Genomic DNA, 26,209 nt, shown 5'->3' on the forward strand with positions numbered 1-26,209 from the left:
TGGTGGTGATCTCGGTGGTGGTGGTGGATCTCATCGTGATCTACGTGTTGGAGCCGTCTCTGTCGGTGGTGTGCTTGCCCGCCCCCGGCCCCCCCCCCCCACCCTCTTTTCCACCGTCCTGCGCCGGTCGTTCCATGCCGGTCGTCCCATGCCGCCGGACGACCCGGACGACGGCCCGGACTCAGATACGGACCTGGACCGCGCGGGACAGGCGGTCGTGCAGACCGCGCCCGTCGCGGTCCCAGACCAGGGCGGGAACGGCCAGGCACAGCAGCAGGCTGCGGACGACGACACGCCCGAAGGGGAGCCGACCGCCGTTCTCGGCGACGACCCTGATGCCCAGGACGCGCTTGCCGGGCGTGCAGCCGATGGTCCCCACGGTGAGCACGCTCAGCACGAAAAAGACGCCGAGGGCCCAGTTCCCGACCGCCTGCTGGTCGCCGCGGGCGAACAGCCCGTACGCGATCAGCATGCACAGGGCCCAGTCGATGAAGAGGGCGCCGAAGCGCCGGCCGAGCGGCGCCACGGACCCCGGCCCGTCCTCCGGCAGTCCGAGCCGCTTGCCCCGGTAGCCGAGGTCGACCCCCATCTCCTCGGCGGCCGCGCGCGGTCCGGAGAGCCACGATCCGATTACTTGCCTCTTGTCCACCCGACCACGGTACTGCGCCCGTACGCGGCCACGGCCGGGCGGGTCCGCGCACCGTCGAACAGGCGAGAGGCACCGCCCGCGCACGGCCCGGTTAACTTCTGCGAAACAAATGGGTCATGATTGAGAAATCCGGTCTACCTATGGTCGGGACCAGCGCGTGCCACCGCACTGGCCGCACGATGGGCTACAACCCCGTCCCTCCCGGGCCGGGAGTAGGAGGAGTTGGATGTTCCAGAACGCCGACGACGCGAAGAAGTACATCGCGGACAATGACGTCAAGTTCATCGACGTCCGGTTCTGCGACCTGCCCGGAGTGATGCAGCACGTCACGGTCCCGGCGGCGACCTTCGACCCGGCCGACGACCTCGCCTTCGACGGCTCGTCGATCCGCGGCTTCCAGGCCATCCACGAGTCCGACATGGCGCTGCGCGCGGACCTGTCGACCGCCCGTGTCGACCCGTTCCGCCGCGACAAGACCGTCAACATCAACTTCTTCATCCACGACCCGATCACGGGCGAGCAGTACAGCCGCGACCCCCGGAACGTGGCCAAGAAGGCCGAGGCGTACCTGGCCTCCACCGGCATCGCCGACACCGCGTTCTTCGGCCCCGAGGCCGAGTTCTACGTCTTCGACAGCGTCCGCTTCCAGACGTCGTCGAACGAGAGCTTCTACCACATCGACTCCGAGGCCGGCGCCTGGAACACCGGCGCGCTGGAGAACAACCGGGGTTACAAGGTCCGCTACAAGGGCGGCTACTTCCCCGTCCCGCCGGTCGACCACTTCGCCGACCTGCGTGCGGAGATGTCCCTGGAGCTGGAGAAGAGCGGTCTGGAGATCGAGCGCCAGCACCACGAGGTCGGCACCGCCGGCCAGGCCGAGATCAACTACAAGTTCAACACGCTGCTCGCCGCCGCCGACGACCTGATGCTCTTCAAGTACATCGTGAAGAACGTCGCCTGGCGCAACAACAAGACCGCGACCTTCATGCCGAAGCCGATCTTCGGCGACAACGGCTCCGGCATGCACGTCCACCAGTCCCTGTGGGCCGGTGGCCAGCCGCTCTTCTACGACGAGCAGGGCTACGCGGGCCTCTCGGACATGGCCCGCTACTACATCGGCGGCGTCCTGACGCACGCCCCGTCGCTGCTCGCCTTCACCAACCCGACGGTGAACTCCTACCACCGCCTGGTCCCCGGCTTCGAGGCGCCGGTCAACCTGGTGTACTCGCAGCGCAACCGCTCCGCCGCGATGCGTATCCCGATCACCGGCGCCAACCCGAAGGCCAAGCGCGTCGAGTTCCGCGCCCCGGACCCGTCGTCGAACCCGTACCTCGCCTTCTCCGCGCTGCTGATGGCCGGTCTCGACGGCATCAAGAACAAGATCGAGCCCGCCGAGCCGATCGACAAGGACCTCTACGAGCTGGCCCCCGAGGAGCACGCGAACGTCCAGCAGGTCCCGACCTCCCTCCCGGCCGTCCTGGACGCGCTGGAGGCGGACAACGAGTACCTCCAGGCCGGCGGCGTCTTCACGGCCGACCTGATCGAGACCTGGATCGACTACAAGCGCACCAACGAGATCGCCCCGATCCAGCTGCGCCCGCACCCGCACGAGTTCGAGCTGTACTTCGATCTGTAGAAGGGCTGTACTTCGGCCTGTAAGGAGCGGGCCCGGCTACCTGGGCCGAAGTCCTGGAAACCGGCTGTGATCGCCGGGCCGGTCGACTGACTTGTCAGAAGCTCCAGCGAGGGCCGCTACCCCATAGCCGGGGTGGCGGCCCTCGCTGCCTTGTCGAGGCTCTGTGTGTGGCGGCAGCCTTCTTGGTCTCCTGGTAATGGGGCGGGTCGGACCGGAGCCCGCGCCCCGGGGTGCGGGCTCCGGTCGATGGGCGGACGGGCGGGTCGGCGGACGGCCGTCAGCGGCCGTGGCGGATCAGGGAGCGGACCATGCGGCAGGTGGTGTCGGACGGCGGGTGGATACCGATGCGCTCGGCGGTCGCGCGTATCCTGCGGTCGGTCGCGGTCGACGGATAGTAGACGCCCGTGTCGAGCAGGGCGATCGCCAGGCGCATCGCCTTCAGGCGGCGGTTGTGGGTGATGTACCACTCGCGGGGCCGTCCTGCGGGGAGCGGCTTCTTCCTCAAGGGCTTGTGGTACTGCTCGGTCGTGACTGCGGCAACGGCCATGGGCATCCTCCTGGCACGGTCGTGGAACCCTCACGAACTCCCTCCATTTTACGGCCCACCACTGACAATCGGCCCTGGCCAGCGGCACTTTGAAGGGTTTCTCCCGTACCGTTGGCACCATGGAGATCTGGATCAATCCCGCCTGTTCGAAGTGCCGCAGCGCGGTGAATCTGCTCGACGCCGAGGGTGCCGAATACACCGTCCGCCGCTACCTGGAGGACGTGCCGTCGCCGGACGAGATCCGGGACGTGCTCGACCGGCTCGGGCTGGAGCCGTGGGACATCACGCGTACGCAGGAGGCGGAGGCGAAGGACCTCGGGCTCAAGGAGTGGCCGCGCGAGGCCGGTTCGCGGGAGCGGTGGATCTCGGCGCTCGCCGGGCATCCGAAGCTGATCCAGCGGCCGATCATCACGGCCGACGACGGGACGGCCGTCGTGGCCCGTACGGACGAGGCCGTACGGGACGCCCTGGGGCGCTGAGGAGGGTGAGGCACTGAGGAGAAGGGGGCGCTGAGGCGAGGCGGGTTGCCGGGCCCTGGCCGGGTGTCGGGCATCAGCGGGCCACCGGGCCCTGGCCGGGCGCCGGGTGCCGGGTGCGCCCAAGTGGCCGCGCCCGGCTTCCCCTGTCCCTGTCCCGTCCAGCAGCCCGCGGTCCCGCCGCCGCTGTGGCGTCCCCCGCACCCGCCCGGTACCGCGCCGCTCCCCTACCGCCTCCCCGCCTGTTCCTCCGCCTCGGCCAGCAGTTCCGTCAGGCGCTGCCCGAACCGTACGTCGCACGGGTGCGGCTCCCCCGTGCGCGCCGAGTCGACGAGCGCGTCGACGGCCGCCCGGAACGAGCCGACCGCGTCGCTCCATCGCGGCAGGGTGACGACACCCTGTTCGCCGCGCAGCTCGATCTCGGTGCCCACCGCGCCCACCGGCGCACCCAGGGCCAGGGTCACGGTGCTGGAGGCGCCGGAGGTGTGGCGGAGGATCAGGTGGGTGGTGTCGGCCCGGCCGCGGGCGGCGGTCAGCTGGGTCACGTCGCCCAGCACCGGGATCAGGACCGACAGGACGTGCGGGCCGACGTCCCACAGTCCGCCCTTCTCGCGGCGCCAGGGCGAGGCCGCGTACTCGTTGGCCGTGTCGGGGGCGTACAGGGCTCCGATCCACTGGGCGCGGGCGGTGAACCAGTCGTCCACGGCCGCCTGTTCGTCGATCCAGGCGGCGGTGGCGGGGGCGAACCGCAGGGTGCAGAAGACGACGGACGCGACCCCGGACTGCTCCACGGCCCGGGCGACCTCGCGGGCTCCCGCGACGGTGGTCGCGACCGGCTTGTCCAGCAGCAGGTGGCGTCCGGTCGCCGCGGCGCGGGCGGCGAGATGGGCCTGGACGTCCGGCGGGACGGCGAACGCGATGGCGTCGCTGGCCGCGAAGAGCCCGTCGAGGCCCGTGTCGTCGCTGTACGCCGTGGTCCCGTGGGCGGCGGCCAGCGCCTCCGCCGCCTCGGGGCGGCGGCCCCACACGCCGCTCAGGACCACGTCGGGGTGGGCGGCGAGGGCGGGTGCCTGTGTGTTCCTGGCCCAGGGGCCCGTACCGACGAGGCCGATGCGCAGAGGAATCGGGGAATGTGTCGTCATGGAGCAAGTCTGCCCGGTCCCCCGTTCCGGACCCGTGCCGTGGCGCCCCGAGCGTGCCGCCCCGGACCCGTATCGCGGTTGGCACGGGGTGAGGTCGCCGGTTACGTTTGCGGGGCCGGCCGCGGGACTCCGGCCGCGACTTCCGGGACTTGCCTCTGAAGCAAAGATTTCGCTGTTCGCGCCCCCATTCCCCGGCCGGCGCCTCGCCGCCCCCGCGTACGGCGGCGCGCGACACCACGGGGGAACCATGACGGACACGTACACGAGCACGACCGCGTCCCCGGCCGCAGCCGGGGACGGGGACGGGGCCGGGGCTGGAGACTCCGGCACGGGCGCCGGTCTCGTCGCGGCGGAGGACGTACTCCTCTTCGTGAACGCGGCGATCACCGCCACCGGCCGGCGTGATTTCCGCTCGACGGCCGAGCAGCAGCGGCTCTCGCTGGACTTCCTTCACGCGTACGTACGCATCAACTACCGCCGGGTGTACGCCGCCGCGCTGGCCCTCGACATCAACGACCACAACGCCGTGCGCATCGTCCAGGGGCTGTTGGAGACCTCTGCCGAGGCGACGGCGCAGGAGAAACGGGCCGAGGGGCGGCTGATCGCCGCCCGGCTGGCGAAGCTGCCGCCGCAGCGCGTCTACAAGCTGTTCCGGGCGCTGCGCACGGCCGGGGTGAACAACCGGCGCACCCGCGCGATCATGCGCGACTGGCTGGCCGCCCGGCCGGATCCGGCGCACGACGCGGTGAAGTACCGCACCGGTCTGAAGACGGCCGCCCGCCATGCCCACTTCCGGTTCGGCTCCGGCTCCGGCTCCGGCTCCGGCTCCGGCTCCGGCTCCGGTGAGAACGACGAGGCCGGTGAAGTGGGCGACTTCCTGTTCCGGCCCGGCCGACGGCCCCGCTACCGGCACCCGTTGCTCGACGCGTGGCGGCGCGCCCACTACGAACAGGGCGCCGTCGCGGAACTGCCGTTCACCGTCGCCGAGGGTTTCGCCGCCCGGCACGGGATGAAGCGCGAGGTGTTCCTGAAGCGGATGATCCCGCGGATGACCCGGCTGGAGCGACTGCGGAGCGTGGAACGGCTGCGGGCCTCGGGGCGGCGCGGCCCCTCGGCGCAGGCGCCGCTGCCCGCGGACGTCGATCTGACGGTGATGCCGCTGACCCGGCTCGCGCTGTACGTGCTGTCGCTCGGCTTCGACGTACGGTCGGCGCACCGCGCGGAGCTGACGCGTGCGCTGCGCGCCGCCGCCCGGCGCGCGGCGGGTCCGCAGGCCGGGAGCTGGGGGAAGGTGGCGGGCGTGCTGGACGACAGTTACTCGTCCTCCGGGTCGAGCGAGACGCGGCGCCGCCCGCTCGCCGTGGCGCTGGGCTGCCACTTCCTGCTGGAGGCGCTGTCCGCGCCGGGCGCGTACACCGGGCTGTGGACCTCGGGCGGCACCGATCCGCTGCTGGCCAGGCCCTGGGGGCCGACGCCGCTGGGCAGCCGTGTGCTGGACGCTCTGGAGCACGGACCGGGCCGGCTGGTCATCGTGTCGGACGGCTGGGACAACGCACCGCCCGGTCTCGCGGGCGAGGTGCTGCGCGTGTGGCGGACCCGGCTCGATCCGGACCGGCGCACGGCGGTGGTGCATGTGAACCCCGTGTACGACGCGGACGGTTTTGATGTGCGGCGGCTCGCCGGGGAGGTGCCCACGGCCGGTATCCGGGACGCGGAGGACCTGCCGGCGCTGGTGGAGATCGCCCGGTTCGCCGAGGGGCGCAGCGGGGCGGATGCCCTGTACGCCTATCTGGACCGCCGGGTCGAACGATTCGTCGGCGGACGTCCCGCAGCCGTCCCTGCCCCTGCCCCTGTCCCCGTCGCCGGTTCCGCCGCCGCCCGTGGGACGGACGACGCCCGGCGTACGGGGGACGTGTCGTGAACCGGCTCGAAACGACCGGGCTCGTCACCCGGCCCGCTCAGATGTGGGGCGGCATCCGGCTGGTGCCGCTCGTCCGCGAGGAGCCCGTCGAGGGGCTCCGGCTGCACCGCGAGGTCTACGCGGGCTCCGCGACCGGCGTCGTCGACGTCGGTCCGCGCACGCACTACATCTCCTACATCCCGCACGGCTTCGTCGCCGACTGGTCCGGCGAGGGGGCGCAGACCGCCGCGTACGGGACGCAGCTCGGTCCCGGGGCGGACACCGCGTCGCGGGACCGGCCGCCCCGGACCGTACGGCTCCAGCGCGGCCGTCACCACCGGATGGCCAAGCGGCAGCCCGGCGACCGGCTGCGGTTCCTGCCGCTGCACCTCGCCCTGGAGGGGTATCTGGCCCTGCACTTCGGGGGCCCCTCCGTCGCCTGGGAGGAGTGGTCGCGCCAGGCGCTGCGCGACGGGCTCTCGCCGCGCGCCGAGAGCGCGTACATGGGGTGGTCGGTGCTCGGGCTCGGTGACGCGCTGCGGACCTTCGAGATCCACCCCGGCCAGTGCGGGGTGATGGTGTACGCGGCCGACGCGCTCGCCGCCGCGTTCGTGGTGCCGCATCCGGACGACTACCGGCTGCTGCACGGCTCGCTGGTCCAGGACATGTACGGGGAACTGGTCCACCACTACGCGCTGTACGGCGGACCGGTGGCGGAGTTCGCCGCGCGGATCGACGACGGTCCGCGTCTGCGGACGCTCGCCGGTCTGCGGGCGGCGGCACGGGACCAGGAGCGGGCCTGGGCCGAGGCTCATGACACGGTGTTCGCCCGTGAGCTGCTGGACACGTCGTACGCCTTCGACCGGGTGTACCGGATGGGGTCGTTCACGCTGTGGCGGTTCCTGCCGCCGTTCCGGCTCGACGGGGACGGCAGGCACATCGGGGAGACGATCACCGATCACAAGGGGCGGGTGGCGTACCTGAAGACGTTCCGGCTGTCGGACGCGCAGATCAGGCGCGGCCATCTGCTGCACCGGCTCGCCGCCGCGGACTGGCGGCTCGCGGGCGCGGCGGCGGCCCTGGGCACCAGTGAGCAGGAGCTGGTGCGCCGGATCCGGTCCGCCGGTTTCGAGTCGCTGCTCAGGCACCGGGCACCGGGCGGAATCCCTCGGTAGCACCGGGTCCGCCCTCGCGGTTCCCCCGGTGGCACGGGTTCACACCGTCCTCCCGGTAACGACCTGGGGAACAATAGGGAGTGGATCAGCGAGCGGCGTCATGCGGCTTCGAATCCAAGGCGGAGGAGGGAGGCGACGCAGAGCGTCGGTGACCGACGACAACGCGGGAGGCGGAGTCGCAGGGCGTCGGGAGCCCGCTCCCTATTGCTCCCCAGGTCGTAACACCCGGCCGTCCCAGTCATACCGATCGTCCCGGTAACGCCCGATTGTTGCGGCATCATCGAGCTCTTTCGGTAACACCGGGTTCACATACGGGCAACGGACGGGAAATCGCGGCTTGCGACTCTGAGGACGGCAGAAACCCGACCGCACCACCGCAGGACCCGCAAAGGATGGCTTCCGTGACGTTCAAGGCCGAGTACATATGGATCGACGGCACCGAGCCGACCGCCAAGCTCCGTTCCAAGACGAAGATCATGACCGCGGGCGCCTCGCGGGAGGTGGCGGAGCTGCCGCTCTGGGGCTTCGACGGCTCCAGCACCCATCAGGCCGAGGGACGCTCCTCCGACCTGGTGCTCAAGCCGGTGTTCGTGTGTCCGGACCCGATCCGGGGCGGCGACGACATCCTCGTCCTGTGCGAGGTCCTCGACATCGAGCTGACGCCGCACACCTCGAACACCCGCGCCTCGCTGCGCGAGGTGGCCGAGCGGTTCGCCGGCCAGGAGCCGATCTTCGGCATCGAGCAGGAGTACACCTTCTTCGACGGCCACCGTCCGCTCGGCTTCCCCGAGGGCGGCTTCCCCGCCGCGCAGGGCGGCTACTACTGCGGCGTCGGCGCCGACGAGATCTTCGGCCGCGACATCGTCGAGAAGCACCTCGACAACTGCCTGCGGGCAGGGCTCGGCATCTCCGGCATCAACGCCGAGGTGATGCCCGGCCAGTGGGAGTTCCAGGTCGGTCCGCTGTCCCCGCTGGAGGTCTCCGACCAGCTGTGGATCGCCCGCTGGCTGCTGTACCGCACCGCCGAGGACTTCGACGTGTCCGCGACCCTGGACCCGAAGCCGGTCAAGGGCGACTGGAACGGCGCGGGCGCGCACACCAATTTCTCCACGAGGGCGATGCGCGAGGGCTACGACGCCATCATCACCGCGTGCGAGTCGATGGGCGAGGGCTCGAAGCCGATGGACCACGTGAAGAACTACGGCGCGGGCATCGACGACCGTCTGACCGGTCTGCACGAGACCGCCCCGTGGAACGAGTACAGCTACGGCGTCTCCGACCGCGGCGCCTCGGTCCGCATCCCGTGGCAGGTCGAGCGGGACCGCAAGGGCTACATCGAGGACCGCCGGCCGAACGCCAACGTCGACCCGTACGTCGTCACGCGGCTGATCGTCGACACCTGCTGCACCGCGCTGGAGAAGGCCGGCCAGGTCTGATCCGGGCACGGTCCGCCGGGCTTCCCCGAGCCCGGCGGGCCGGCGCCGCAAGCTGGGGGCCGAGCACCGGCGTTCGATCCAGACGGTCCGGCGCGTCGGGTACAAGTACGCTCCCTGAGGCGGGGAGCGGGGCCGTGCGCGGGTCCGTCCCGGTCCGGGTGTCCACCGGACCGGGACGAACCGGGCCGATGCCCCGGACCGGGAGCCGGTCGAACGCGGCCGGAGTGACCATCGCACGATCCGTTCGTTCTGCTGATTGTGCGCCCACTGCCCGAGACAGCTTCCACGGACGCCCGGGCCGATGCGGGGCGGGCCGGGGCTGCGCTCGTCGAGCACTATCCACGGCTGGCCCGGCTGGGATATCTGCTGCTGCCGCGGTCGCTCGGCCGTCATCGGCGGGTGCTGACGGCACACGCCCTCGCCCAGCGAGCCCTGCTGTCGGCGCACCGGACGGCGGACGCGGACCGCTCCGGGATCCCGTCGCCGCACCTGCCCGGCGATCCGATGGCGTCGGAGGATCCGCTCCACGCGTACGCCCGGGGGCTGGTGGTGCGCGCGGCGCTGAAGGCGGAACGCCCGTGGCACCGCCTCCGGACGGCGGCGTCGTTGCCGCAGGTGTGGGGGCTGCGGCTGGTGCCGCACTCGGGCGGACCGGACGAACTCGCCCTGGAGCACGCCCTGTCGGAGCTCTCCGGCGCGGGGCGCGCCGCCTGCGTCCTGCGCGGCCTGGAACGGCTGCCCGACGCCCGGGTGCGACGGGTGCTCACCACCGCCGGGGTGGCGGACCCGCACGCGGCGCTCACCGAGGCGGACGGTGTGCCGACGCCTCACCGGCTGCTCGATTCCCCGGAGTTCGACCCCTGCGCCCTCCACGTCCGCCCTCCGGACCTGCCGCGCCGCCACCAGTATGCGAAGGCGGCGATGGCGGCCGTGGCGGCGCTGCTGGTGTGCGGGGCGCTGCTGGTTCCGCCGGGCCACGGCCAGGAGCGCGACACCTCCCCCGCACGCCCGCGCGTCCCCGGCCCCGCAGGTGAACGGGACCTGGATCCGGATCCGTCGCTTCGCACGAGGAGCGGCCGGTGAACTCCTGGCGGCGGGACCGGCGGCCACCGCCCGAAGGGCACGGTCGCACGCGCCGGCTCCACGGATCGTCGGCGGCCCGGCCCGCCACCTCCCGCCGATCACGGCACTGGGTACGCTGTCCACCATGACGACCGGGGTGCGGCGCAGGATGGGCGTCGAGGAGCGCAGGCGGCAACTGATCGATGTCGCACTGGAGTTGTTCAGCAACCGCGCCCCGGACGAGGTGTCGATCGACGAGATCGCGGCTGCGGCCGGGATCTCGCGCCCCCTGGTCTACCACTACTTCCCCGGGAAGCAGAGCCTGTACGAGGCGGCGCTGCGGCGGGCGGCGGACGAGCTGACGGCTCGGTTCGTCGAACCGCGTGAAGGACCCCTCGGCCAGCGGCTGTTGAAGGTGATGAAGCGGTTCTTCGACTTCGTCGACGAGCACGGCCCGGGGTTCTCGGCCCTGATGCGGGGCGGGCCCGCGGCGGGCTCGTCGACGGCGAACGCGGTGATCGACGGGGTGCGGCAGGCGGCGTACGAGCAGATCCTGGCCCATCTCGGCGTCGAGGTCCCCCCGGCACGGCTGGAGTTGGTCGTGCGGTCGTGGGTTTCGCTGGCCGAGTCGACGGCGCTGATCTGGCTGGATGGGCGGCGTGTCCCGCGCGAGGAGCTGGAGACGCAGCTGGTGCACGACTTCGCGGCGCTGGCCGCGGTGAGCGCCGCGTACGACACCGAGGTGGCGGGCATCGTGCTGGGGGTGCTCGCGCAGGAGTCGGCGGAGGGGCCGTTCGGCGAGCTGCTGGAACGGCTCTCCGCGCTGGCACCGGCCGTACCGGCCGTTCCCGCGCAACGCGCGACGCCCACCGCGACGGACCCACGGACCGGCGCCCCGTGACGAGCCTGCTGCCCGGCACGTCGTGACGGGTTCGCGGCCCGGCGTTCCGCGGCCCGGAGGCGTCCGGCGCCCGCGCGCTACATCAGCAGTTCGCCTGGAGCGCCGCCGCCAGGCCGACCTCCGCGTTGTCCGCCCGGCCCCGCTCGAAGGCGCGCTGGAAGGCGGCGTCGCCGACGGCCTCGCGGGCCCGGCGTTCGCACGCCTCGCGCAGCGGGCCCAGCTCGGGGGTGCCGCGCTGCGGGTGGCCGACCATGCGCCAGTAGACCTGGCCCGTGCCGTACACCCGGGCGGCGCGGGCCCCGGCGCCCTGGGCGGCGATCGCCGCGGCCAGGATGTCCAGCCCGAGCGCGATGCCGAAGCGGTCGCGCAGACGGTGCTTGCCCGCGAGCATCGCGCGGGCGTGGGCGGCGGACGTCTCGGCGTCGCCCCGCAGCAGGGCGATCAGGGCCAGCTGGTAGTCGACGTAGCTGCGGGTCCAGCGCTCGTCCTGGGCCTCGCAGACGGCGCGCAGGTTGCGGGCCGCATCGGCCGCCTCGTCCAGCCGGCCGAGGCTGGTCAGGGCGAAGACGGTGATGAGGCGGCAGCGCAGCCGGTAGGCGGCTTCGAGCCGGGTTCCGGCATCGGCGACGCGCAGGACCTGGTCGATCCGGCGCAGGCTCGCCTCGGGGCGGCCGGTCATCAGGTGGGTGAGACCGCACAGGTAGGCGGCGGCGAGGATGCCCTCGTGGGTGCCGTCCCGGGACGCGGACCGGGTGCACTCCCGGCCCAGGCGGCGGGCGGCCGGGTAGTCGCCCTGGAGCATGACGGTCATGCCCAGCACCCACAGAGCGCGGGTGCGGTGCGGGCCCTGTTCCGGGCCGACGTCCAGGGCGCGCCGCGCGTAGTCGCGGGTCTGCGGCAGATGGCCGCAGCAGCACCAGAAGAAGCCGATCCGGCCCGCCATCTCCTGGGCGGCCGCGGTGTCGTGGACCAGCAGATGGTCGAGGGCCGCGCACAGGTCGGCGTGCGTCTCGGCGATGCGGTGGTACCAGATGACCTGGTCGTCACCGGTCCAGCCCGCGTGGGCCCGGCGGGCCAGGCCGAGGAAGCAGGCGGCGTGCCGGTCGGCGGCGGCCCGCTCCTCGCCCAGTTCGGCGAGCCACATCCGCCCGTACTCGCGGATGGTGTCGAGCATCCGGTGGCGTGCGCCGTCCCGTCGGACGACGGACTTGGCGACCAGGCCGTTCAGCGCCTCGGTGACCCCGTCCGCGGTGAGCGGTCCGTCGGCGCAGACCTCGCGGGCGGTGGCCTCGTCGAAGTCGCCGCGCAGGACGGTCAGCCGCGCCCAGAGCAGCCGCTCCAGAGGGGTGCACAGTTCATGGCTCCAGCCGATGGCGGTGCGCAGGGTGCGGTGGCGCGGCGGCAGGGCCGAGTCGTCGGCCGGCACGTCGAAGCGGGTGCGGATCCGGGCGGCGACCTGCTCGACGCCCTCCCCGCCGAGGGCCCCGGCCGCGAGTTCGATGGCGAGCGGGATGCCTTCGAGACGGCGGCAGATCTCGGCGGCGGCCGCGGTGGCGGCCGGTGCGCGGAGGGTGAGTCCGGGGGCCGCGGCCACGGCCCGGTCCCGGAACAGGGTCAGCGCGTCGCCCGCGCCCTCGACCGGCAGCGGCTCGACCTCGACGAGCCGTTCGCCCCGCAGACCGAGCGGCTGCCTGCTGGTGGCCAGCACGGTGAGGCCGGGCGAGGTGGTGAGGACCTCGCCGAGCAGGTGCGCGCTGGCCGGGAGCAGGTGTTCGCAGGAGTCGAGGACCAGCAGCAGCTCCTTGTCGGCGAGCCATTCGCACAGCGCGTCGATGGGCATGCGCAGGGTGTGGTCGGAGAGCCCGACCGCGTCGGAGACGGTCGCGATGAGCAGGCTGTCGTCGTGCAGCGGGGACAGGTCCGCCCAGCGGGCCCCGTCGCGGTACGCGGAGGCCGCCTGCCGTGCGGCGCGGGCGGCGAGCCTGGTCTTGCCGACGCCTCCGCTTCCGGTGAGGGTGGTCAGCCGGTGAGCGGCGACGGTGCGTTCGAGCCCGGCCAGTTCCGCTTTCCGTCCGACAAAGCTCGTCGTCTCCTCGGGGATGTCGCTCGCCATGGTCACCGTCACTGAAACAGGTGGACCGGCCGGTCCCGGCCCCTGGTCCGTACGCCCCAGGCATGGGAGGGACCTGGGGTACCGGAGAAGGGGCCGGGGCCGGCCGGGGGTGGGAAGGGCGTACCGGAGGGTGCTCAGGTGCGGCACTCTTCGGCGGTTGCCTGGTGCCCAACCTAGTACTGTCGCGGCTCAGTTCTGGGCGAACACCGCCACCGTGCGTCCCGGAACGGTGAAACTTCCTGAACTTTGCTCATACGTCGACTTCTTGACGGTAGAATCAGTACCTTTCGCCTGGACGGGGTGCAGGGCGAACCGTTTCCCCGCCAGAGCCGTGACCGTCTGCGTCGTGGAGCCGGGTGTGGCGTTGAAGACGACGAGCAGCCTGCCGAGGCGCATGGTGATCACGCCCGGCGTCTCGTCCCTCCCGGAGAGCGGGAAGGACAGGGCGGACTGCACCCGCGCGGTGGTGGCGAGGCCGAAGTCCCGTTCCGTGGCGCGGATGGTCAGCAGGTCGCGGTAGGCGGCCGAGGCGCCCTCGATATCGCCGCACCCCGGCCGGAGGGCGGCGTCGGCCAGCAGCGGCCGGGCGTAGGACCACTTGGACTCGTTGTCGGCGGCCGGGGGCAGTCCGCGGCCGAAGCCGTTGCCGTCGCGGCAGTCCCAGTGCAGGGCGTTGAACCAGTCGCCGCTGTCGTACGAGTTGCGGTCCAGGGACTTGGAACGCAACAGGTCGGTGCCCGCCTGGGAGAACGAGGGGCCCTGCGAGAGGGCGGCCGTCGCCATCGCGAGGACCTGCGCGCGGGCCCGGTCCGCCGCCGTCGTGCCCGCCGGGAGCTTGAAGGCGAGCGCGTCGTACAGCGACTCGTTGTCGTGCGCGTCGACGTAGGCGAGGGCGTCGCCGGGGGCGGCGGCGTATCCGGCGGGGGCGCCGTTGTAGTCGACCTCGGAGCCCCTGACGGCACGGCCCGAGGAGTCGGTGAAGGTGTAGTCGGCGAGGCCGCCGGTGAGGCCGACCTTGATCAGGTCCTGGTAGTGCAGCAGCCGGGCCCTCTGTTCGGCCTGCGTGCCGTTGGCCGGTGAGGCGTTGGGGTCGGTGTACAGACCGGTGGCGAAGCCCTGCACGCCCGGGTCCTCGTCGAAGGGGCCGCCGCCGCGCACGGCGTCGCGGGCGCGGTCGGAGAAGGTGGCGACGCCGGTGCCGGCCATGTTCTTCTGCGTGGCCTGGACGAACCGGGCGTCGTCGGCGACCTCGCCGAAGTTCCAGCCCTCCCCGTACAGGACGATCCTCTTCCCGTCGACGCCGTCCTTCGCCACGGTCAGCGCGTCCAGCGCCTTGCGGACGGCGAGGATGTTGGCCCTTGGGTGGTGGCCCATCAGGTCGAAGCGGAAGCCGTCGATCTTGTACTGCCGGGCCCAGGTGACGACCGAGTCGACGACGAGCCGGCCCATCATGGTGTGCTCGGGCGCGGTGCCCGAGCAGCAGGTGGAGGTGGCGACGGTGCCGTCGTCCAGCAGCCGCTGGTAGTAGCCGGGCACGATCCGGTCGAGCACGGACTTGTCGTCCTGGCCGGCGGCGACGGTGTGGTTGTAGACGACGTCCATGACGGCGCGCAGGCCCGCGCCGTTGAGTCCCTGCACCATCCGGCGGAACTCGACGGTGCGCCGGGGGCCGTCCGGGTCTGAGGCGTAGGAGCCCTCCGGCACCGTGTAGTGCAGCGGGTCGTAGCCCCAGTTGAAGCCGTCGCGGGCGGCGGCCGCGGCCACGCACGCCTGCTGCTCGGCGGAGTCGGGGGCGTACACGGACAGGTCGCAGGCGGGTTCGGTGCGGTCGGACCTCTTCTCGGGGATGGTGCCGATATCGAAGGCGGGCAGCAGGTGGACGTAGTTGGTTCCGGCGTCGGCGAGCCTCTTGAGGTGCTTCATGCCGTCGGAGCGGGTGTCGGTGAAGGCGAGGTACTGGCCGGGGTGTTTCGAGGTGCGGTCCGCGATCGAGAAGTCGCGGATGTGCAGTTCCTGGATCCGGGCCTCGCGCAGCGGGACGGCGGCGGGCTTCCTCAGCGCGTCCCAGCCCCCGGGCGCCAGCCGCGGGTCGTCGAGGTCGACGACGAGGCTGCGGGCGGAGTCGGTGGTCAGGGCGGTGGAGTAGGGGTCGGTGACCTTGTTGGTGACGAACTTCCCGACGGTGGGCGCCCAGACGTCGACCACGTAGCGGTAGGGCTTGCCCGTCCACTTCCCCGTGCCCGTGACGGACCAGACGCCGGTGCGGTCGTCGCGGCGCATGGGGACGGTGCGGCCGTCGAGTTCGAGGGCGACGGTACGGGCGGTGGGCGCCCATACGGACAGGGTGGGGCGGCCGTGGTCGAACACCGGGCCGAGCGGGGCGGTGGCCGCGTGCCTCCCGTACAGGTCGTCGAGCACGCCCGCGGTCTGGACGCCGGTGGCCGCGAGCAGGGCGCCGTCGGCGGCGCGCTGGGTGGCGATCAGCTGGCCGCGCAGCGCCTCACGGACCCTGTCCCGGTCCCGGACGTCGACGGTGAACGCCGGGTAGTCCTTGAGGTTCGGGTACTTCGCCTTCTGCGCGTCGGTCAGCGCGGAGGGGGTGAGCCGCAGCCACCGGCCCTCGTCGGAGAGCGCCCCGTCGACGACGGAGATGGCGCCGTCCGGTGCGTGGACGAGTTGCTGGCTGGTGGCCCCGGTGGCCTTCACCTTCCATACGACGGTGTCGGCGTCGATCCACTGCGCCTCGGCCTTGCCGAGGTCGGGCGCGGGTACGCCGCCGGTCTGCGGCAGCAGGTGGCCGGGGGTCGCGCCGAGGAGCCAGACCTCGTGCCCGTAGGTGGCGATGTCGAGCGACTGGTCGCCGGGGAGGTCCTTCTCGTCGCCCTTGTGCAGGATGTAGCCGAGCGAGGTGGCACCGTCGGTGAGCGGCACCTCGAAGGTGGCGCCGGAGGCGTCCTTCTTCACCGGATGGAGCGGCTTGGCCCAGTCGGTGGGGTTCTTGGCGCCGGTCCAGGTGTGCAGCCCCCAGCCGTCGTAGTCGCCGTCGGGCCGGTAGTAGTGCAGTACGGCCTTGCTGGTGTCCTGCGGCGGGTGGGCGCCGTCGGGTGCCGTGTCGGCCTGGCCGTCCTTGCCCTGCTCGATCCAGACCTCTCCTGTCTTCGCGAGGTCGACGGTGCGCCGCGGCCCGTCGGCGGTGCCGTCCTTCTCGACGGTGTACGCGACGGTGGACGCGTCCTGGCCGGGCTTGAGCCAGGCGAAGGCTCCGTACGCGTCGCGCCCGACGAAGCCGGCCGTCGCGTCGCCGGACCTGATCTTCCAGCCGTCGTAGTCGCCGTCCGCGCGCCGGTAGTGGACCACGGCGTAGTCGCGCTGGACGGCCACGGGCTTCGTCTCGGCGGGGGCCTGTCCGGCGGTGGTCGCGGCGAGGGCACTCGCGGTGCGGCCTGCGCGGTCGACGACGACCGCCTTGTAGCGCAGCGGTGTTCCGGCCGCCACCTTGCCGTCCAGGTGCTGGGTGACCTTGTAGGGGGCGTGGTCGGCGGAACCGAGGGTGACCCACTTGCCGTTTCCGGTCTGGGCTGCGAAGACGACGCGGTTCAGCTGTCCGCCGTCGATGTCGGCGGACAGTTCCACGGTGCCGGTGGCTCCGGCGGCGGGCGCCTTCAGGGTGATCGAGGGCCTGGTGACGGGGTCGGCCATCGGCTTCTCGGCGCGCAGCACGAGGCTGGAGAGGGCGGGCACGGTGACCGTGATCTTCTTGTCGGCGCCACTGCGGACCGTACCCGAACCTCCGTACAGAGTACGGAAGTTCATGGCGGCCGAGGCGGTGGGCAGCTCGACGGCGCGCGGGGCGGTGGCGTTGTTGGTGGCCACGAGGTACTCGTTCGGCTTCTCGGGGTCCGTGCGGGAGAAGGCGTGGACGGAGCCCTGCGCGTACCGCTCGGTCTGGACGCCGTCGCGCAGCGCCGGGTTCTTCCTGGTCAGTTCGGAGAGCGCGGCGATGTTCCGGTACAGCGGGTGCCCCGGGTCGTACGCGTCGTCGGCGTGGGTGCGGTCGGTGCCGATCCGGTCGTCGTCGAGGTAGTCGGCGGTCTTCGAGGCGAACAGGGGCTGGCGGGCGTCCTTGTCGCCGCCCGCTCCGGTGAAGCCCTGTTCGTCGCCGTAGTAGACGACGGGGTTCCCCCGGCCGAGGAACATCAGCTCGTTGGCGAGCTCCGCGCGCCGGACGAGTTCCGCGTCGTCGGCCTTCGGGTTGTCCTGCTCCAGGAAGGTCCCGATCCGGCCCATGTCGTGGTTGCCGAGGAAGGTGACCTGCTCGTAGGCGTTGGCCTTGTTGGTGGTGTAGCGGTAGTCGTCACCGAACACCGCCGCGAGCTTCGCGGCCGGGGCGCCCTGCGAGACGTACTGGCGTGCCGCTTCCTGGAAGGGGAAGTCGAGCGTCGCGTCGAGCCGGCCCCGGGTGACGTAGGGCGAGGTGACGGCGGTGTCGGCGGAGTAGACCTCGCCGAACATGAAGAAGTCCGCACGGCCGCGCTCGGCCGCGTAGGCGTCCAGGGCGGTGGCCCACTGGGTCCAGAAGTCGAGGTCGACGTGTTTGACGGTGTCGATCCGGAAGCCGTCGATGTCGAAGTCCCTGACCCACTTCTCGTAGATCTTCTTCATGCCGGAGACGACCTCGGGCCGCTCGGTCCACAGGTCGTCCAGCCCGGCGAAGTCGCCGTAGGCGGCGGACTCGCCGGCGAAGGTCGAATCGCCGCGGTTGTGGTACATCGTCGGGTCGTTGAGCCAGGACGGGACCTTGTTCCCGGTGTTCTCGGGCGTGTACGGGAACGAGTCCGCGTCGACCTTCGCGAAGCCCTTGGCGTCGTCGAACGGGCGGCCGTCCCTGTCCAGGTACGGGTAGGCGCCCTTCGGCCGGTAGCCGTAGGTCTTCTCGGCGTAGTCGACGGTGTCCGCGGTGTGGTTGGTGATGACGTCGAAGAAGACCTTCATGCCCTTGGCGTGGGCCCTGTCGATCAGCTTCGACAGGTCGGCGTTGGTGCCGAAGTGCGGGTCGACCTGAGTGAAGTCGGTTATCCAGTAGCCGTGGTAGCCGGCCGAGGCGTCCTTGCCGGTGCCCTGGACGGGGCGGTTCTTGAAGATCGGGGCGAGCCAGATGGCGGTGGTGCCGAGGCCCTTGATGTAGTCGAGGCGTTCGGTCAGGCCCTTGAGGTCGCCGCCCTGGTAGAAGCCCTTGTCCGTGGGGTCGTAGCCGGTCCGGAGGCGTGAACCGGTCAGCCCGCCACGGTCGTTGGAGGGGTCGCCGTTCGCGAACCGGTCGGGCAGGACGAAGTAGAACTGTTCGCGCGTCAGGTCGTGACGGGCCGGTTCGGCGGCCAGCCGGGCGTCGGAGGGCGGGGCGGGCGGTCTCGGCGCCGCCGAAGCGGACGCCGCCGGGACGACGGGGAGGAGCGCCGCGCACAGTGCGGCTGCGACTCCCCGCCCGAGAAGGGAACGGGACACGTGCGGATTCTCCTTGCGTGTGCTGTGGGAATCGGGGGACGGGGCGGGGCCCGTCGGCGGCGCGCGCCGGTCCGGGGCGCCCCGGCTGTGCGGGGTGCCCCGGACCGGTCGGCCGGGTCAGTCGCCGCAGGTGCGGGCGCCCACGTGCAGGGCGACGGCCGTGTCGGCGCCGAGCGTGGCGGTGAAGCGGCCGGAGGAGTCGACGGTGACGGCCCTGCCGGACTGGACGTCGCAGTAGTCACCGGCGGACAGCGAGGTCTGGAAGGTGCGGGTGAGCGGGGAACCCTCGTGGTTGATGGCGACGTACGCCCGGGCGCCGCGGCCGAACGCGATCCGGTCGCCACCGTTGTCCCACCAGTCGGTGACCGGCTCGCCGCGCGCGGTGTTGCGGAGGGCGACCATGGAGGAGATCTCGCGCCAGGCGTGCTGGCACTTCCAGCCGTCGCGGTAACAGGCGTTCACCGTGCCGCCGTTCGGCGGACCGGCGTCCTTGTCGGACCACTCGTAGCCGGAGTGGACGTCGGGCGAGCCGTACGGCCAGGCCAGCATGAACACGTTGGCGAGGGTGTAATCGGCACCGTCCTTGTAGTTCAGCGTGTCGCCGCCGCGCTCGGTGTCGTGGTTGTCGACGAAGACCGCCGCCTTCGACGACGGCATGAACCCCCAGCCCTCGCCGAAGTTCTTCAGATAGGCCAGCTTCTCGTCCTTGAAGACCTGCTTGAGACCACGGGCGTACCGGAACTCCTGGACGTCTCCGTTGCCGAGGTACTCGTCGGGCGAGACGGCCTCCCCCGCGCCGTGGATCGCCTCCTGCTTCCAGTAGGCGTTCGGATCGTTCAGCCGTGACTTGATGGCGGCGAGGTCGGCGGCGGGCATGTGCTTGGCCGCGTCGACGCGGAAGCCGTCCGCACCGAGGGAGAGCAGGTCGTCGAGGTATCCGGCGATCCTGCCGCGGACGTACTCCTCACCCGTGTCCAGGTCGGCGAGGCCGACCAGTTCACAGTTCTGGATGTCGGCCCGGTCCTGGTAGTCGGTGATCGGCGCGGTGCAGTCGTCCATGTCGGGCGCGGAGTACAGGCCGGGGTAGTCGTACTTCGTGTACGAGGTGCCTCCGGTGCCGGTGCCGGAGCCCGCCGCCATGTGGTTGATGACGGAGTCCACGACGACGCCGACGCCCGCTTCGTGGCAGGCGTTCACCATGGCGGCGAAGGAGGTGCGGTCGCCGAGCCGCCCGGCTATCCGGTAGCCGACGGGCTGGTACGAGGTCCACCACTGGTCGCCCCGGATGTGTTCCTGGGGCGGTGAGACCTGTACGTAGCCGTAACCGGCCGGGCCCAGGGACTCCTTGCACGCCCGGGCGACGGATTCGAACTTCCACTCGAAGAGAACGGCGGTGACGTCCTTGTCGCCGGGCGCGGACGCCTCGGCGGTGCCGGCGGGGGCCATGAGGACGGTGGCGCCCGCCGCCAGGGCGAGCGCCGCGGACAGGGGTCCGCGCAGTGCTGTGCGTGCCATGTTTCCTCCTGTTGCGGGGAGAAATGCGGGTCACGGTCCCGGGTACGGGATCAAGGCCCCCGGCCGGAACGCGGGCCGGGGCTCAGGCCGGGCCGACCGCGGCGGTCGACCCCCGTACCACCAGATCCGGCTGGAACACGTACTCCGTGCGCTGCACCGGGCTGCCGCCGATCTCCTCCAGCAGGGCGCTCACCGCCGCCCCCGCCATCGCGTGCACGGGCTGGCGCACCGTCGTCAGCGGCGGGTCGGTGAACGCGATCAGCTGCGAGTCGTCGAAGCCCACCACCGACACGTCGCGCGGCACGTGGAGCCCGCGGTCCCGGGCGGCGCGCACCACGCCGAGCGCCATCAGGTCGCTGCCGCAGACGATGCCCGTGCATCCCCGGTCGAGCAGCGCGCCCGCGGCCACCTGGCCGCCCTCGACGCTGAACAGGGTTGTGCAGACGAGGAGTTCGGCCTCGGCGCGGTCCATGCCGAGGAGGTCGGCGGCGGCCTCGACGAAGCCCTCGCGCTTGCGGCGGGCCGGTACGTAGCGCTGCGGGCCGATGGCCAGGCCGACCCTGCGGTGGCCCAGATCCGCGAGGTGGCCGACGGCCATCCGCACCGCCGCGGCGTCGTCGGGCGAGACGAACGGGGCGCTGATCCGTTCGTTGTAGCCGTTGATCAGGACGAACGGGACGCCTCGGTCGACGAGCGCGGCGTAGCGGGCCGGGTCGGCCGAGAGGTCGGCGTGCAGCCCGGAGAGGAAGACGATCCCGTCGACGCCGCGTTCGACGAGCTGCTCGACGAGTTCGTCCTCGGTGGCGCCGCCGGGCATCTGGGTGCAGAGCACCGGGGTGTAGCCGTGTCCGGCCAGGACCTGTTCCACGGACTGCGCGAACGCCGGGAAGATCGGGTTGGTGAGTTCGGGCGTCACCAGTCCGATCAGGCCGGCGCTGCGCCGGCGCGGCCGTGCGGGGTGTTCGTAGCCCAGGACGTCCAGCGCCGCGAGCACCCGCCGGCGGGTGGTGTCCGCGACGCCGGGCTTCCCGTTGAGCACCCGGCTGACGGTGGCCTCGCTGACCGCCGCCCGGCCGGCGATGTCCGAGAGTCTCGGCGCACCGCCGGTCCTGGCCAGGGGGGTCGTCACACCGTCCACCACACCGTGGTGTCGGCGGGCAGGTCGATCTCGGCGCCGTCGGTGACGACCGGGGAGCTGGACAGCAGGACGCTGCCGCGCACCGGGATGCGGACCGGGCGGTCCGTGGTGTTGACGGTGCAGACGAAGCCGGGACGGGCGAGGATCAGCAGTCCCTCGGGGGCCCGGAGCCATTCCACCGAGGCCCCGGCGCCGAGCCCGGGGTGGGCCCGGCGGGCGGCGATCGCGGCCCGGTACAGCTCCAGGGTGGAGCCGGAGACGCCGGTCTGCGCCTCGACGCTCAGCTCGCCCCAGCCGTCGGGCTGGGGCAGCCAGCTGCCGCCGCTGCCGAAGCCGTACGAGCCGCCGTCGCGGGTCCACGGGATCGGCACCCGGCAGCCGTCGCGGAAGCCGTCCTGGCCCTCCGCGCGGAAGAACGACGGGTCCTGGCGGACCTCGTCGGGCAGGTCGGTGACGTCGGGCAGGCCGAGTTCCTCGCCCTGGTAGACGTAGGCGGAGCCGGGCAGCGCCAGCATCAGCAGGGTGGCGGCGCGGGCCCGGCGCAGGCCGAGTTCGCGGTCGCCGGGGGTGCGGATCTGGGTGCCGAGGCCGGGCGGGTTGGCGAACCGGGTGGCGTGCCGGGTCACGTCGTGGTTGGAGAGCACCCAGGTGGCGGGGGCTCCGACGGGGCGCATGGCGGCGAGCGAGGTGTCGATGACCTCGCGCAGGGCGGCGGCGTCCCAGTCGGTGGCCAGGTACTGGAAGTTGAACGCCTGGTGCATCTCGTCGGGGCGTACGTAGTGGGCGGTGCGTTCGACGGTGGGGGTCCACGCCTCGGCGACCGCGATTCGGCCGCCGGGGTACTCGTCGAGGATGGTGCGCCAGGAGCGGTAGATCTCGTGGACGCCGTCCTGGTCGAAGAACGGCATGACGTCGTTGCCGAGCAGCTTGAGCTGGTCGCGGCTGCCGATGTCGGGCAGTCCGGGGGCCTTGACGAGGCCGTGGGCGACGTCGACCCGGAAGCCGTCGACGCCCATGTCGAGCCAGAAGCGCAGGATCGAGCGGAACTCGTCGGCGACTGCCGGGTGTTCCCAGTTGAAGTCGGGCTGCTCGGGCGCGAAGAGGTGGAGGTACCAGTCGCCGGGGGTGCCGTCCGGGTTCGTGGTCCGGGTCCAGGCGGGGCCGCCGAAGACGGACTCCCAGTCGTTGGGCGGGAGTTCGCCGTGCTCGCCCTTTCCGGTGCGGAAGTGGTAGCGGTCGCGCAGCGCGGAGCCGGGGCCCTCGGCGAGGGCGCGCCGGAACCAGTCGTGCCGGTCGGAGGAGTGGTTGGGCACCAGGTCCACGATGATCCGCAGGCCCAGTTCGTGGGCGTCCCGGATCAGCGTGTCGGCGTCCAGCAGGGTACCGAACATGGGGTCGATGGCGCGGTAGTCGGAGACGTCGTAGCCGGCGTCGGCCTGCGGGGAGGCGTAGAAGGGGCTGAGCCAGACCGCGTCGACGCCGAGGTCCTTGAGGTACGGGAGCTTGCCGCGTACGCCCGCGAGGTCGCCCATGCCGTCACCGTTGCCGTCGGCGAAGCTCCGTGGGTAGACCTGGTAGATCACCGCGTCCTGCCACCAGCCGTTCTGGTGGGCCGGAGCGTCGGCGGACGGGCCGGTGGAGGGGGCAGCGAGGTGCTGGGTCATGTCGTCCCTGGGGTGTCGGGGTGGGTGCGCCGCCGGGACCGGGTGGGGTTCCGGCGGGCGCGGTGACGTGGTGCGGCCGGTCAGCCCTTGACGGCTCCGGCGGACATGCCGGTGACCAGATGGCGCTGGACGAAGAGGAAGACCAGGGCGGCGGGTATCGCGATGAGCACGGACGCGGCGGTCATCGCTCCCCACTGGGCCCCGTACTGGTTGACGAACAGCTGGAGGCCGCCCGCGAGGGTGAGGTTGTCCTCGCCGACCATGAAGGCGGAGGCGTACGCCACCTCGCCCCACGCGGTGATGAAGGAGTAGAACGCGGTGACGGCGAGGCCGGGCTTGGCGAGCGGCAGCACGAGCCGCCAGAAGGTGCCGAACGGGGTGAGGCCGTCGACCTGTCCGGACTCGTCGATCTCGCGCGGGATGGTGTCGAAGAAGCCCTTCATCATCCAGGCGCAGAACGGCACCGAGATGGTGAGGTAGGTGATGACGAGGCCGGCGGGCTGGTTCAGCAGGCCCATGCCGGACATGATGTTGTAGATCGGCACGATGAGGACGGCGACCGGGAACATCTGGGTGACCAGCAGTGTCCACATCAGTCCGCGCTTGCCGGGGAAGCGGAAGCGGCTGACGGCGTAGCCGGTGGAGGCGGCGACGATGACGCCGAGAAGCGTGGTGAGTCCCGCGATGAGCAGCGAGTTGCCGAACCAGGTGAGGAACTTCGTGTCCCGGATCAGGTTCGTGTAGTTCTCGAACGTCGTCTCTTTGAAGAAGTCGGTGGTGGTCGCGTACGCGGCCGGCTTCAGCGAGGTGAGCAGGACCCACAGCACGGGGAAGACGGCGATGACGGACGCGACGAGGAGCGTGAGGTGCAGTCCGACGGAGGCGATCGGCGCGCGCTCGCCGCGCGGCCGGGCCTTGCGGGCGGGGTGGCGTGCGGCGGTCGTCGCGGGGGCGCTCGTCGCCGGGGCGGGGTTCGCGGGGGCGGGGGCGGTGGTCACCAGTCGTCTCCCTGGGTGCGGAGGACGCGCCGGTACACGGCGGCGAAGAGCAGCAGGAGCACGAGGATCAGCACGCCCCAGGTGGAGGACTGCGCGTAGTCGCGCGGGCTGATCTCGAAGGAGAACTTGTACGCCTGGGTGACCAGGATCTGCGTGGCCTCGCCGGGTCCGCCGCGGGTCAGCAGGAAGATCACCGGGAACATGTTGAAGGTCCAGATGGTGGAGAGCAGGACCACCGTGGTGGAGACCGGCCGCAGCCCGGGCAGGGTGATGTGGCGGAAGCGCTGCCAGGCGGTGGCGCCGTCCATCTCGGCGGCCTCGTAGTGCTCGGCGGGGATCGACTGCAGCCCGCCGAGCAGGGCGACCATCATGAACGGCACGCCGAGCCAGACGTTGACGGCGATGACGGAGAGCTTCGCCCAGGCGGGGTCGTTCAGCCAGGGTATGCCGTCGAACCCGGCACCGGAGAGGATCTTGTTGAGCAGCCCGCGGTCCTCGTTGTAGAGGAACCGCCAGGCGAAGACGGAGACGAATCCGGGGATGGCCCAGGGCAGGATGAGCGCCGTCCGGTACGCGGAGCGCCCGGCGATCCTGCGGTTGAGGATGTTGGCGAGGGCCAGGCCGAGAGCGAAGGTGATGGCCACGCAGGAGACCGTCCACACCAGGGTCCACCCGAGCGTGCCGAGGAACTGATCGCCCGTGAGCGCGTCGGCGTAGTTGTCCAGGCCGACGAACTCGTACGTGGCGGGCATGTGGTTGACGCCGATGGACCGTGCGACGTTGCGTTCGTCCGCGTCGGTCATCGACAGGTAGATCCCGCGGACCAGCGGGTAGCCGATGATGACGCCGATCACGACGACGACCGGGGCGACCATGGCCCAGGCGTACCAGTGGGTCGACAGCGCCCGCCGGAGCCTGCTCGGCGGCGGGGGGTTGCCAGTGCCGCGGCTCCGGCCGCGGACGACGTCGTCGTCCGCGGCCTTCGCCACCGACTGGCCGGTGCGGACAGCCATCAGCCGGCCTGCCTTCCTGTTACTTCCAGCCCTTGAGGAGCTTGCGGTAGGAGTCGCCGGTGGTCTTGACGCCCTTCTCCGGCGTGGTCTGGCCGGTGAGGACCTTGGTGTACTCGGTGACGAGCGGCGCGAAGAGGCTGCCGGTCTCGGGGATCCAGGGCCGCTCGACGGCGGTCTCGACGACGGGCTTGAAGAAGCCGACGATCTCGTTGTCGACGACGTCCTTCATGCCGTAGGCGGAGGTGCGGGTCGGCAGGAGGCTCAGCTCCTTGGTGACCTCGGCCTGGGTCTCGGCGGAGGTCATGTACTCGACGAACGCGTAGGAGGCGTCGAGGTTCTTGGAACCGGCGTAGACGGCCAGGTTGTGGCCGCCCTGCGGGGCGCCCTGCGCAACGGAGCCGGCCGGGACCGGGGCGACGCCCAGGTTGGCCTTGTCCTTGAACTCCTTGCCGGCGTAGGTGTCGGCGACGGCCCACGGGCCGTTGATGATCATGGCGGCCTTGCCGTCCTTGAAGGACGCCTGCATGTTCTCCCAGCCGTCCGTGGCGTCCGTCTTGGCCGCACCGGAGTCGACGAGGTCCTTGACGACCTTCATCGCCTTGACGCCCTGGGCGTTGTCGATGGTGACGGTGTTGTTCCCGGCGTCCACCATGTCGCCGCCCTCGCCGTACAGGAAGGACAGGAACCAGTACGCGTCGTCGCCGCGCAGGTACATCCCGGTCTTGCCGGTCTTGTCCTTGATCTTCTTGGAGACGCTCTTCAGCTCATCGATGGTCTTGGGGACCTCGACCCCGGCCTCCTTGAAGATCTTCTTGTTGTAGAAGATGCCCATGGAGTCGATGACCTGCGGCACCGCGTACGTCTTGTCCTTGTACTTCGTGGACGCGGCGGCCTGCTTCAGGAAGTCGTCCGGCTTCTTCAGCGCGGGGGTGCCGTCGAGCGGGGCGAGATAGCCGAGGTCGGCGAACTCGGGCGTCCAGGCGACCTCGGAGCGGATGACGTCGGGGGCGTCGGAGCCGGACTGGGCCGCGTTCTTGAACTTGTTCTGCGCGTCACCGAAGGGCACGTTGACGTAGTTGACGCGGACCTTCGGGTGCTGCTTGGTGAAGTCCTCGGCGATCTTCTTGAAGACCTTGTCCTCGCTGCCCGCGGTGGAGGTGTCCCACCACGTCACCGTGCCGGACAGCTCGCCCGAGCCCTTGCTCGTGCCGCCGTTCTCGTCATCGCTGCCGCAGGCGGTCGCCGCGAGCGCCAGGGCCGCGACCAGGGCGGTGGCCGTTATGCCACGTCGCATCTGAACTCCTTCAACTGCCGTACCGCTCCGTCGCGGCGCCGGGTCGAC

Annotated in this window: 17 protein-coding genes and 1 pseudogene; 7 read left to right on the top strand and 11 right to left on the bottom strand. The window is 71.6% G+C overall.

The window, feature by feature from the left end; genetic code table 11:
- Nucleotides 1–181: 181 nt before the first annotated feature.
- Nucleotides 182–649, bottom strand: coding sequence for an RDD family protein (locus ACFYXM_RS01540; protein ID WP_389285780.1), 468 nt, complete (start codon nucleotides 647–649; stop codon nucleotides 182–184).
- 226 nt (nucleotides 650–875) lie between these two features.
- On the opposite strand from ACFYXM_RS01540, the gene glnA reads away from it, so the two are divergent.
- Complete coding sequence (gene glnA / locus ACFYXM_RS01545) at nucleotides 876–2,285, top strand: type I glutamate--ammonia ligase (protein WP_389285782.1); 1,410 nt, start codon at nucleotides 876–878, stop codon at nucleotides 2,283–2,285.
- A gap of 277 nt (nucleotides 2,286–2,562) precedes the next feature.
- Here the strand turns inward: glnA and ACFYXM_RS01550 are convergent, their stop codons facing one another.
- A complete protein-coding gene (locus ACFYXM_RS01550; RefSeq protein ID WP_384416281.1) occupies nucleotides 2,563–2,832 on the bottom strand; it encodes a hypothetical protein in 270 nt (89 codons plus the stop codon).
- Between the two features lie 119 nt (nucleotides 2,833–2,951).
- On the opposite strand from ACFYXM_RS01550, the gene ACFYXM_RS01555 reads away from it, so the two are divergent.
- Nucleotides 2,952–3,311, top strand: a complete 360-nt coding sequence (locus ACFYXM_RS01555; protein ID WP_351524373.1) for an arsenate reductase family protein — start codon at nucleotides 2,952–2,954, stop codon at nucleotides 3,309–3,311.
- Nucleotides 3,312–3,535: 224 nt separating this feature from the next.
- Here ACFYXM_RS01555 and ACFYXM_RS01560 read toward each other — a convergent pair whose 3' ends face one another.
- The gene (locus ACFYXM_RS01560; protein WP_389285784.1) at nucleotides 3,536–4,450 is read right to left on the bottom strand and encodes a Gfo/Idh/MocA family protein; all 915 of its coding nucleotides are present in this window, start codon (nucleotides 4,448–4,450) and stop codon (nucleotides 3,536–3,538) included.
- A 247-nt stretch (nucleotides 4,451–4,697) separates the two neighbouring features.
- On the opposite strand from ACFYXM_RS01560, the gene ACFYXM_RS01565 reads away from it, so the two are divergent.
- From ACFYXM_RS01565 to ACFYXM_RS01585, 5 genes are all read left to right on the top strand, one after another.
- Entirely contained in the window at nucleotides 4,698–6,371 is a 1,674-nt protein-coding gene (locus tag ACFYXM_RS01565) for a hypothetical protein (RefSeq protein WP_389285785.1), read from the top strand.
- Complete coding sequence (locus tag ACFYXM_RS01570; RefSeq protein ID WP_389285787.1) at nucleotides 6,368–7,525, top strand: hypothetical protein; 1,158 nt, start codon at nucleotides 6,368–6,370, stop codon at nucleotides 7,523–7,525. The genes ACFYXM_RS01565 and ACFYXM_RS01570 overlap by 4 nt, the downstream gene beginning before the upstream one ends.
- Nucleotides 7,526–7,926: 401 nt before the next feature.
- Complete coding sequence (glnII, locus tag ACFYXM_RS01575) at nucleotides 7,927–8,961, top strand: glutamine synthetase (protein ID WP_389285788.1); 1,035 nt, start codon at nucleotides 7,927–7,929, stop codon at nucleotides 8,959–8,961.
- A 258-nt stretch (nucleotides 8,962–9,219) separates the two neighbouring features.
- A complete protein-coding gene (locus ACFYXM_RS01580; RefSeq protein WP_389285790.1) occupies nucleotides 9,220–10,044 on the top strand; it encodes a hypothetical protein in 825 nt (274 codons plus the stop codon).
- A gap of 124 nt (nucleotides 10,045–10,168) precedes the next feature.
- Entirely contained in the window at nucleotides 10,169–10,924 is a 756-nt protein-coding gene (locus tag ACFYXM_RS01585) for a TetR/AcrR family transcriptional regulator (RefSeq protein WP_389285792.1), read from the top strand.
- 82 nt (nucleotides 10,925–11,006) lie between these two features.
- Here the strand turns inward: ACFYXM_RS01585 and ACFYXM_RS01590 are convergent, their stop codons facing one another.
- From ACFYXM_RS01590 to ACFYXM_RS01625, 8 genes and pseudogenes are all read right to left on the bottom strand, one after another.
- Nucleotides 11,007–13,037, bottom strand: a complete 2,031-nt coding sequence (locus ACFYXM_RS01590; protein WP_389285793.1) for an ATP-binding protein — start codon at nucleotides 13,035–13,037, stop codon at nucleotides 11,007–11,009.
- Between the two features lie 189 nt (nucleotides 13,038–13,226).
- Complete coding sequence (gene pulA / locus ACFYXM_RS01595) at nucleotides 13,227–18,539, bottom strand: pullulanase-type alpha-1,6-glucosidase (RefSeq protein ID WP_389285795.1); 5,313 nt, start codon at nucleotides 18,537–18,539, stop codon at nucleotides 13,227–13,229.
- Between the two features lie 126 nt (nucleotides 18,540–18,665).
- Nucleotides 18,666–20,054: pseudogene (locus ACFYXM_RS01600) on the bottom strand (alpha-amylase family protein); the annotation flags it as partial.
- 82 nt (nucleotides 20,055–20,136) lie between these two features.
- Nucleotides 20,137–21,195 carry a LacI family DNA-binding transcriptional regulator gene (locus ACFYXM_RS01605; RefSeq protein ID WP_389285797.1) on the bottom strand — a complete coding sequence of 353 codons (1,059 nt, stop codon included), beginning with the start codon at nucleotides 21,193–21,195 and terminating at the stop codon, nucleotides 20,137–20,139.
- Nucleotides 21,180–22,856 (bottom strand): glycoside hydrolase family 13 protein, encoded by a 1,677-nt coding sequence (locus tag ACFYXM_RS01610; RefSeq protein ID WP_389285799.1) that lies wholly within the window; start codon nucleotides 22,854–22,856, stop codon nucleotides 21,180–21,182. The genes ACFYXM_RS01605 and ACFYXM_RS01610 overlap by 16 nt, the downstream gene beginning before the upstream one ends.
- Nucleotides 22,857–22,936: 80 nt before the next feature.
- On the bottom strand, nucleotides 22,937–23,857 hold the full coding sequence (locus ACFYXM_RS01615) for a sugar ABC transporter permease (RefSeq protein WP_389285936.1): 921 nt from the start codon (nucleotides 23,855–23,857) through the stop codon (nucleotides 22,937–22,939).
- Complete coding sequence (locus ACFYXM_RS01620) at nucleotides 23,851–24,867, bottom strand: carbohydrate ABC transporter permease (protein WP_389285801.1); 1,017 nt, start codon at nucleotides 24,865–24,867, stop codon at nucleotides 23,851–23,853. Before ACFYXM_RS01620 ends, ACFYXM_RS01615 begins: the two co-directional genes overlap by 7 nt.
- A 19-nt stretch (nucleotides 24,868–24,886) precedes the next feature.
- Nucleotides 24,887–26,161, bottom strand: a complete 1,275-nt coding sequence (locus ACFYXM_RS01625) for an extracellular solute-binding protein (protein WP_389285803.1) — start codon at nucleotides 26,159–26,161, stop codon at nucleotides 24,887–24,889.
- Nucleotides 26,162–26,209: the final 48 nt, after the last annotated feature.

Source organism: Streptomyces sp. NPDC002476 (assembly GCF_042889785.1).
In the GTDB taxonomy this organism is placed as follows: domain Bacteria; phylum Actinomycetota; class Actinomycetes; order Streptomycetales; family Streptomycetaceae; genus Streptomyces.

Bases quoted from the DNA above. Each gene is read 5' to 3' on its own strand.
- glnA (WP_389285782.1), top strand. From the start codon at position 876: ATGTTCCAGAACGCCGACGACGCGAAGAAGTACATCGCGGACAATGAC.
- ACFYXM_RS01565 (WP_389285785.1), top strand. From the start codon at position 4,698: ATGACGGACACGTACACGAGCACGACCGCGTCCCCGGCCGCAGCCGGG.
- ACFYXM_RS01625 (WP_389285803.1), bottom strand. From the start codon at position 26,161: ATGCGACGTGGCATAACGGCCACCGCCCTGGTCGCGGCCCTGGCGCTC.
- ACFYXM_RS01585 (WP_389285792.1), top strand. From the start codon at position 10,169: ATGACGACCGGGGTGCGGCGCAGGATGGGCGTCGAGGAGCGCAGGCGG.
- ACFYXM_RS01620 (WP_389285801.1), bottom strand. From the start codon at position 24,867: ATGGCTGTCCGCACCGGCCAGTCGGTGGCGAAGGCCGCGGACGACGAC.
- ACFYXM_RS01610 (WP_389285799.1), bottom strand. From the start codon at position 22,856: ATGACCCAGCACCTCGCTGCCCCCTCCACCGGCCCGTCCGCCGACGCT.
- ACFYXM_RS01555 (WP_351524373.1), top strand. From the start codon at position 2,952: ATGGAGATCTGGATCAATCCCGCCTGTTCGAAGTGCCGCAGCGCGGTG.
- ACFYXM_RS01590 (WP_389285793.1), bottom strand. From the start codon at position 13,037: ATGGCGAGCGACATCCCCGAGGAGACGACGAGCTTTGTCGGACGGAAA.
- ACFYXM_RS01560 (WP_389285784.1), bottom strand. From the start codon at position 4,450: ATGACGACACATTCCCCGATTCCTCTGCGCATCGGCCTCGTCGGTACG.
- ACFYXM_RS01550 (WP_384416281.1), bottom strand. From the start codon at position 2,832: ATGGCCGTTGCCGCAGTCACGACCGAGCAGTACCACAAGCCCTTGAGG.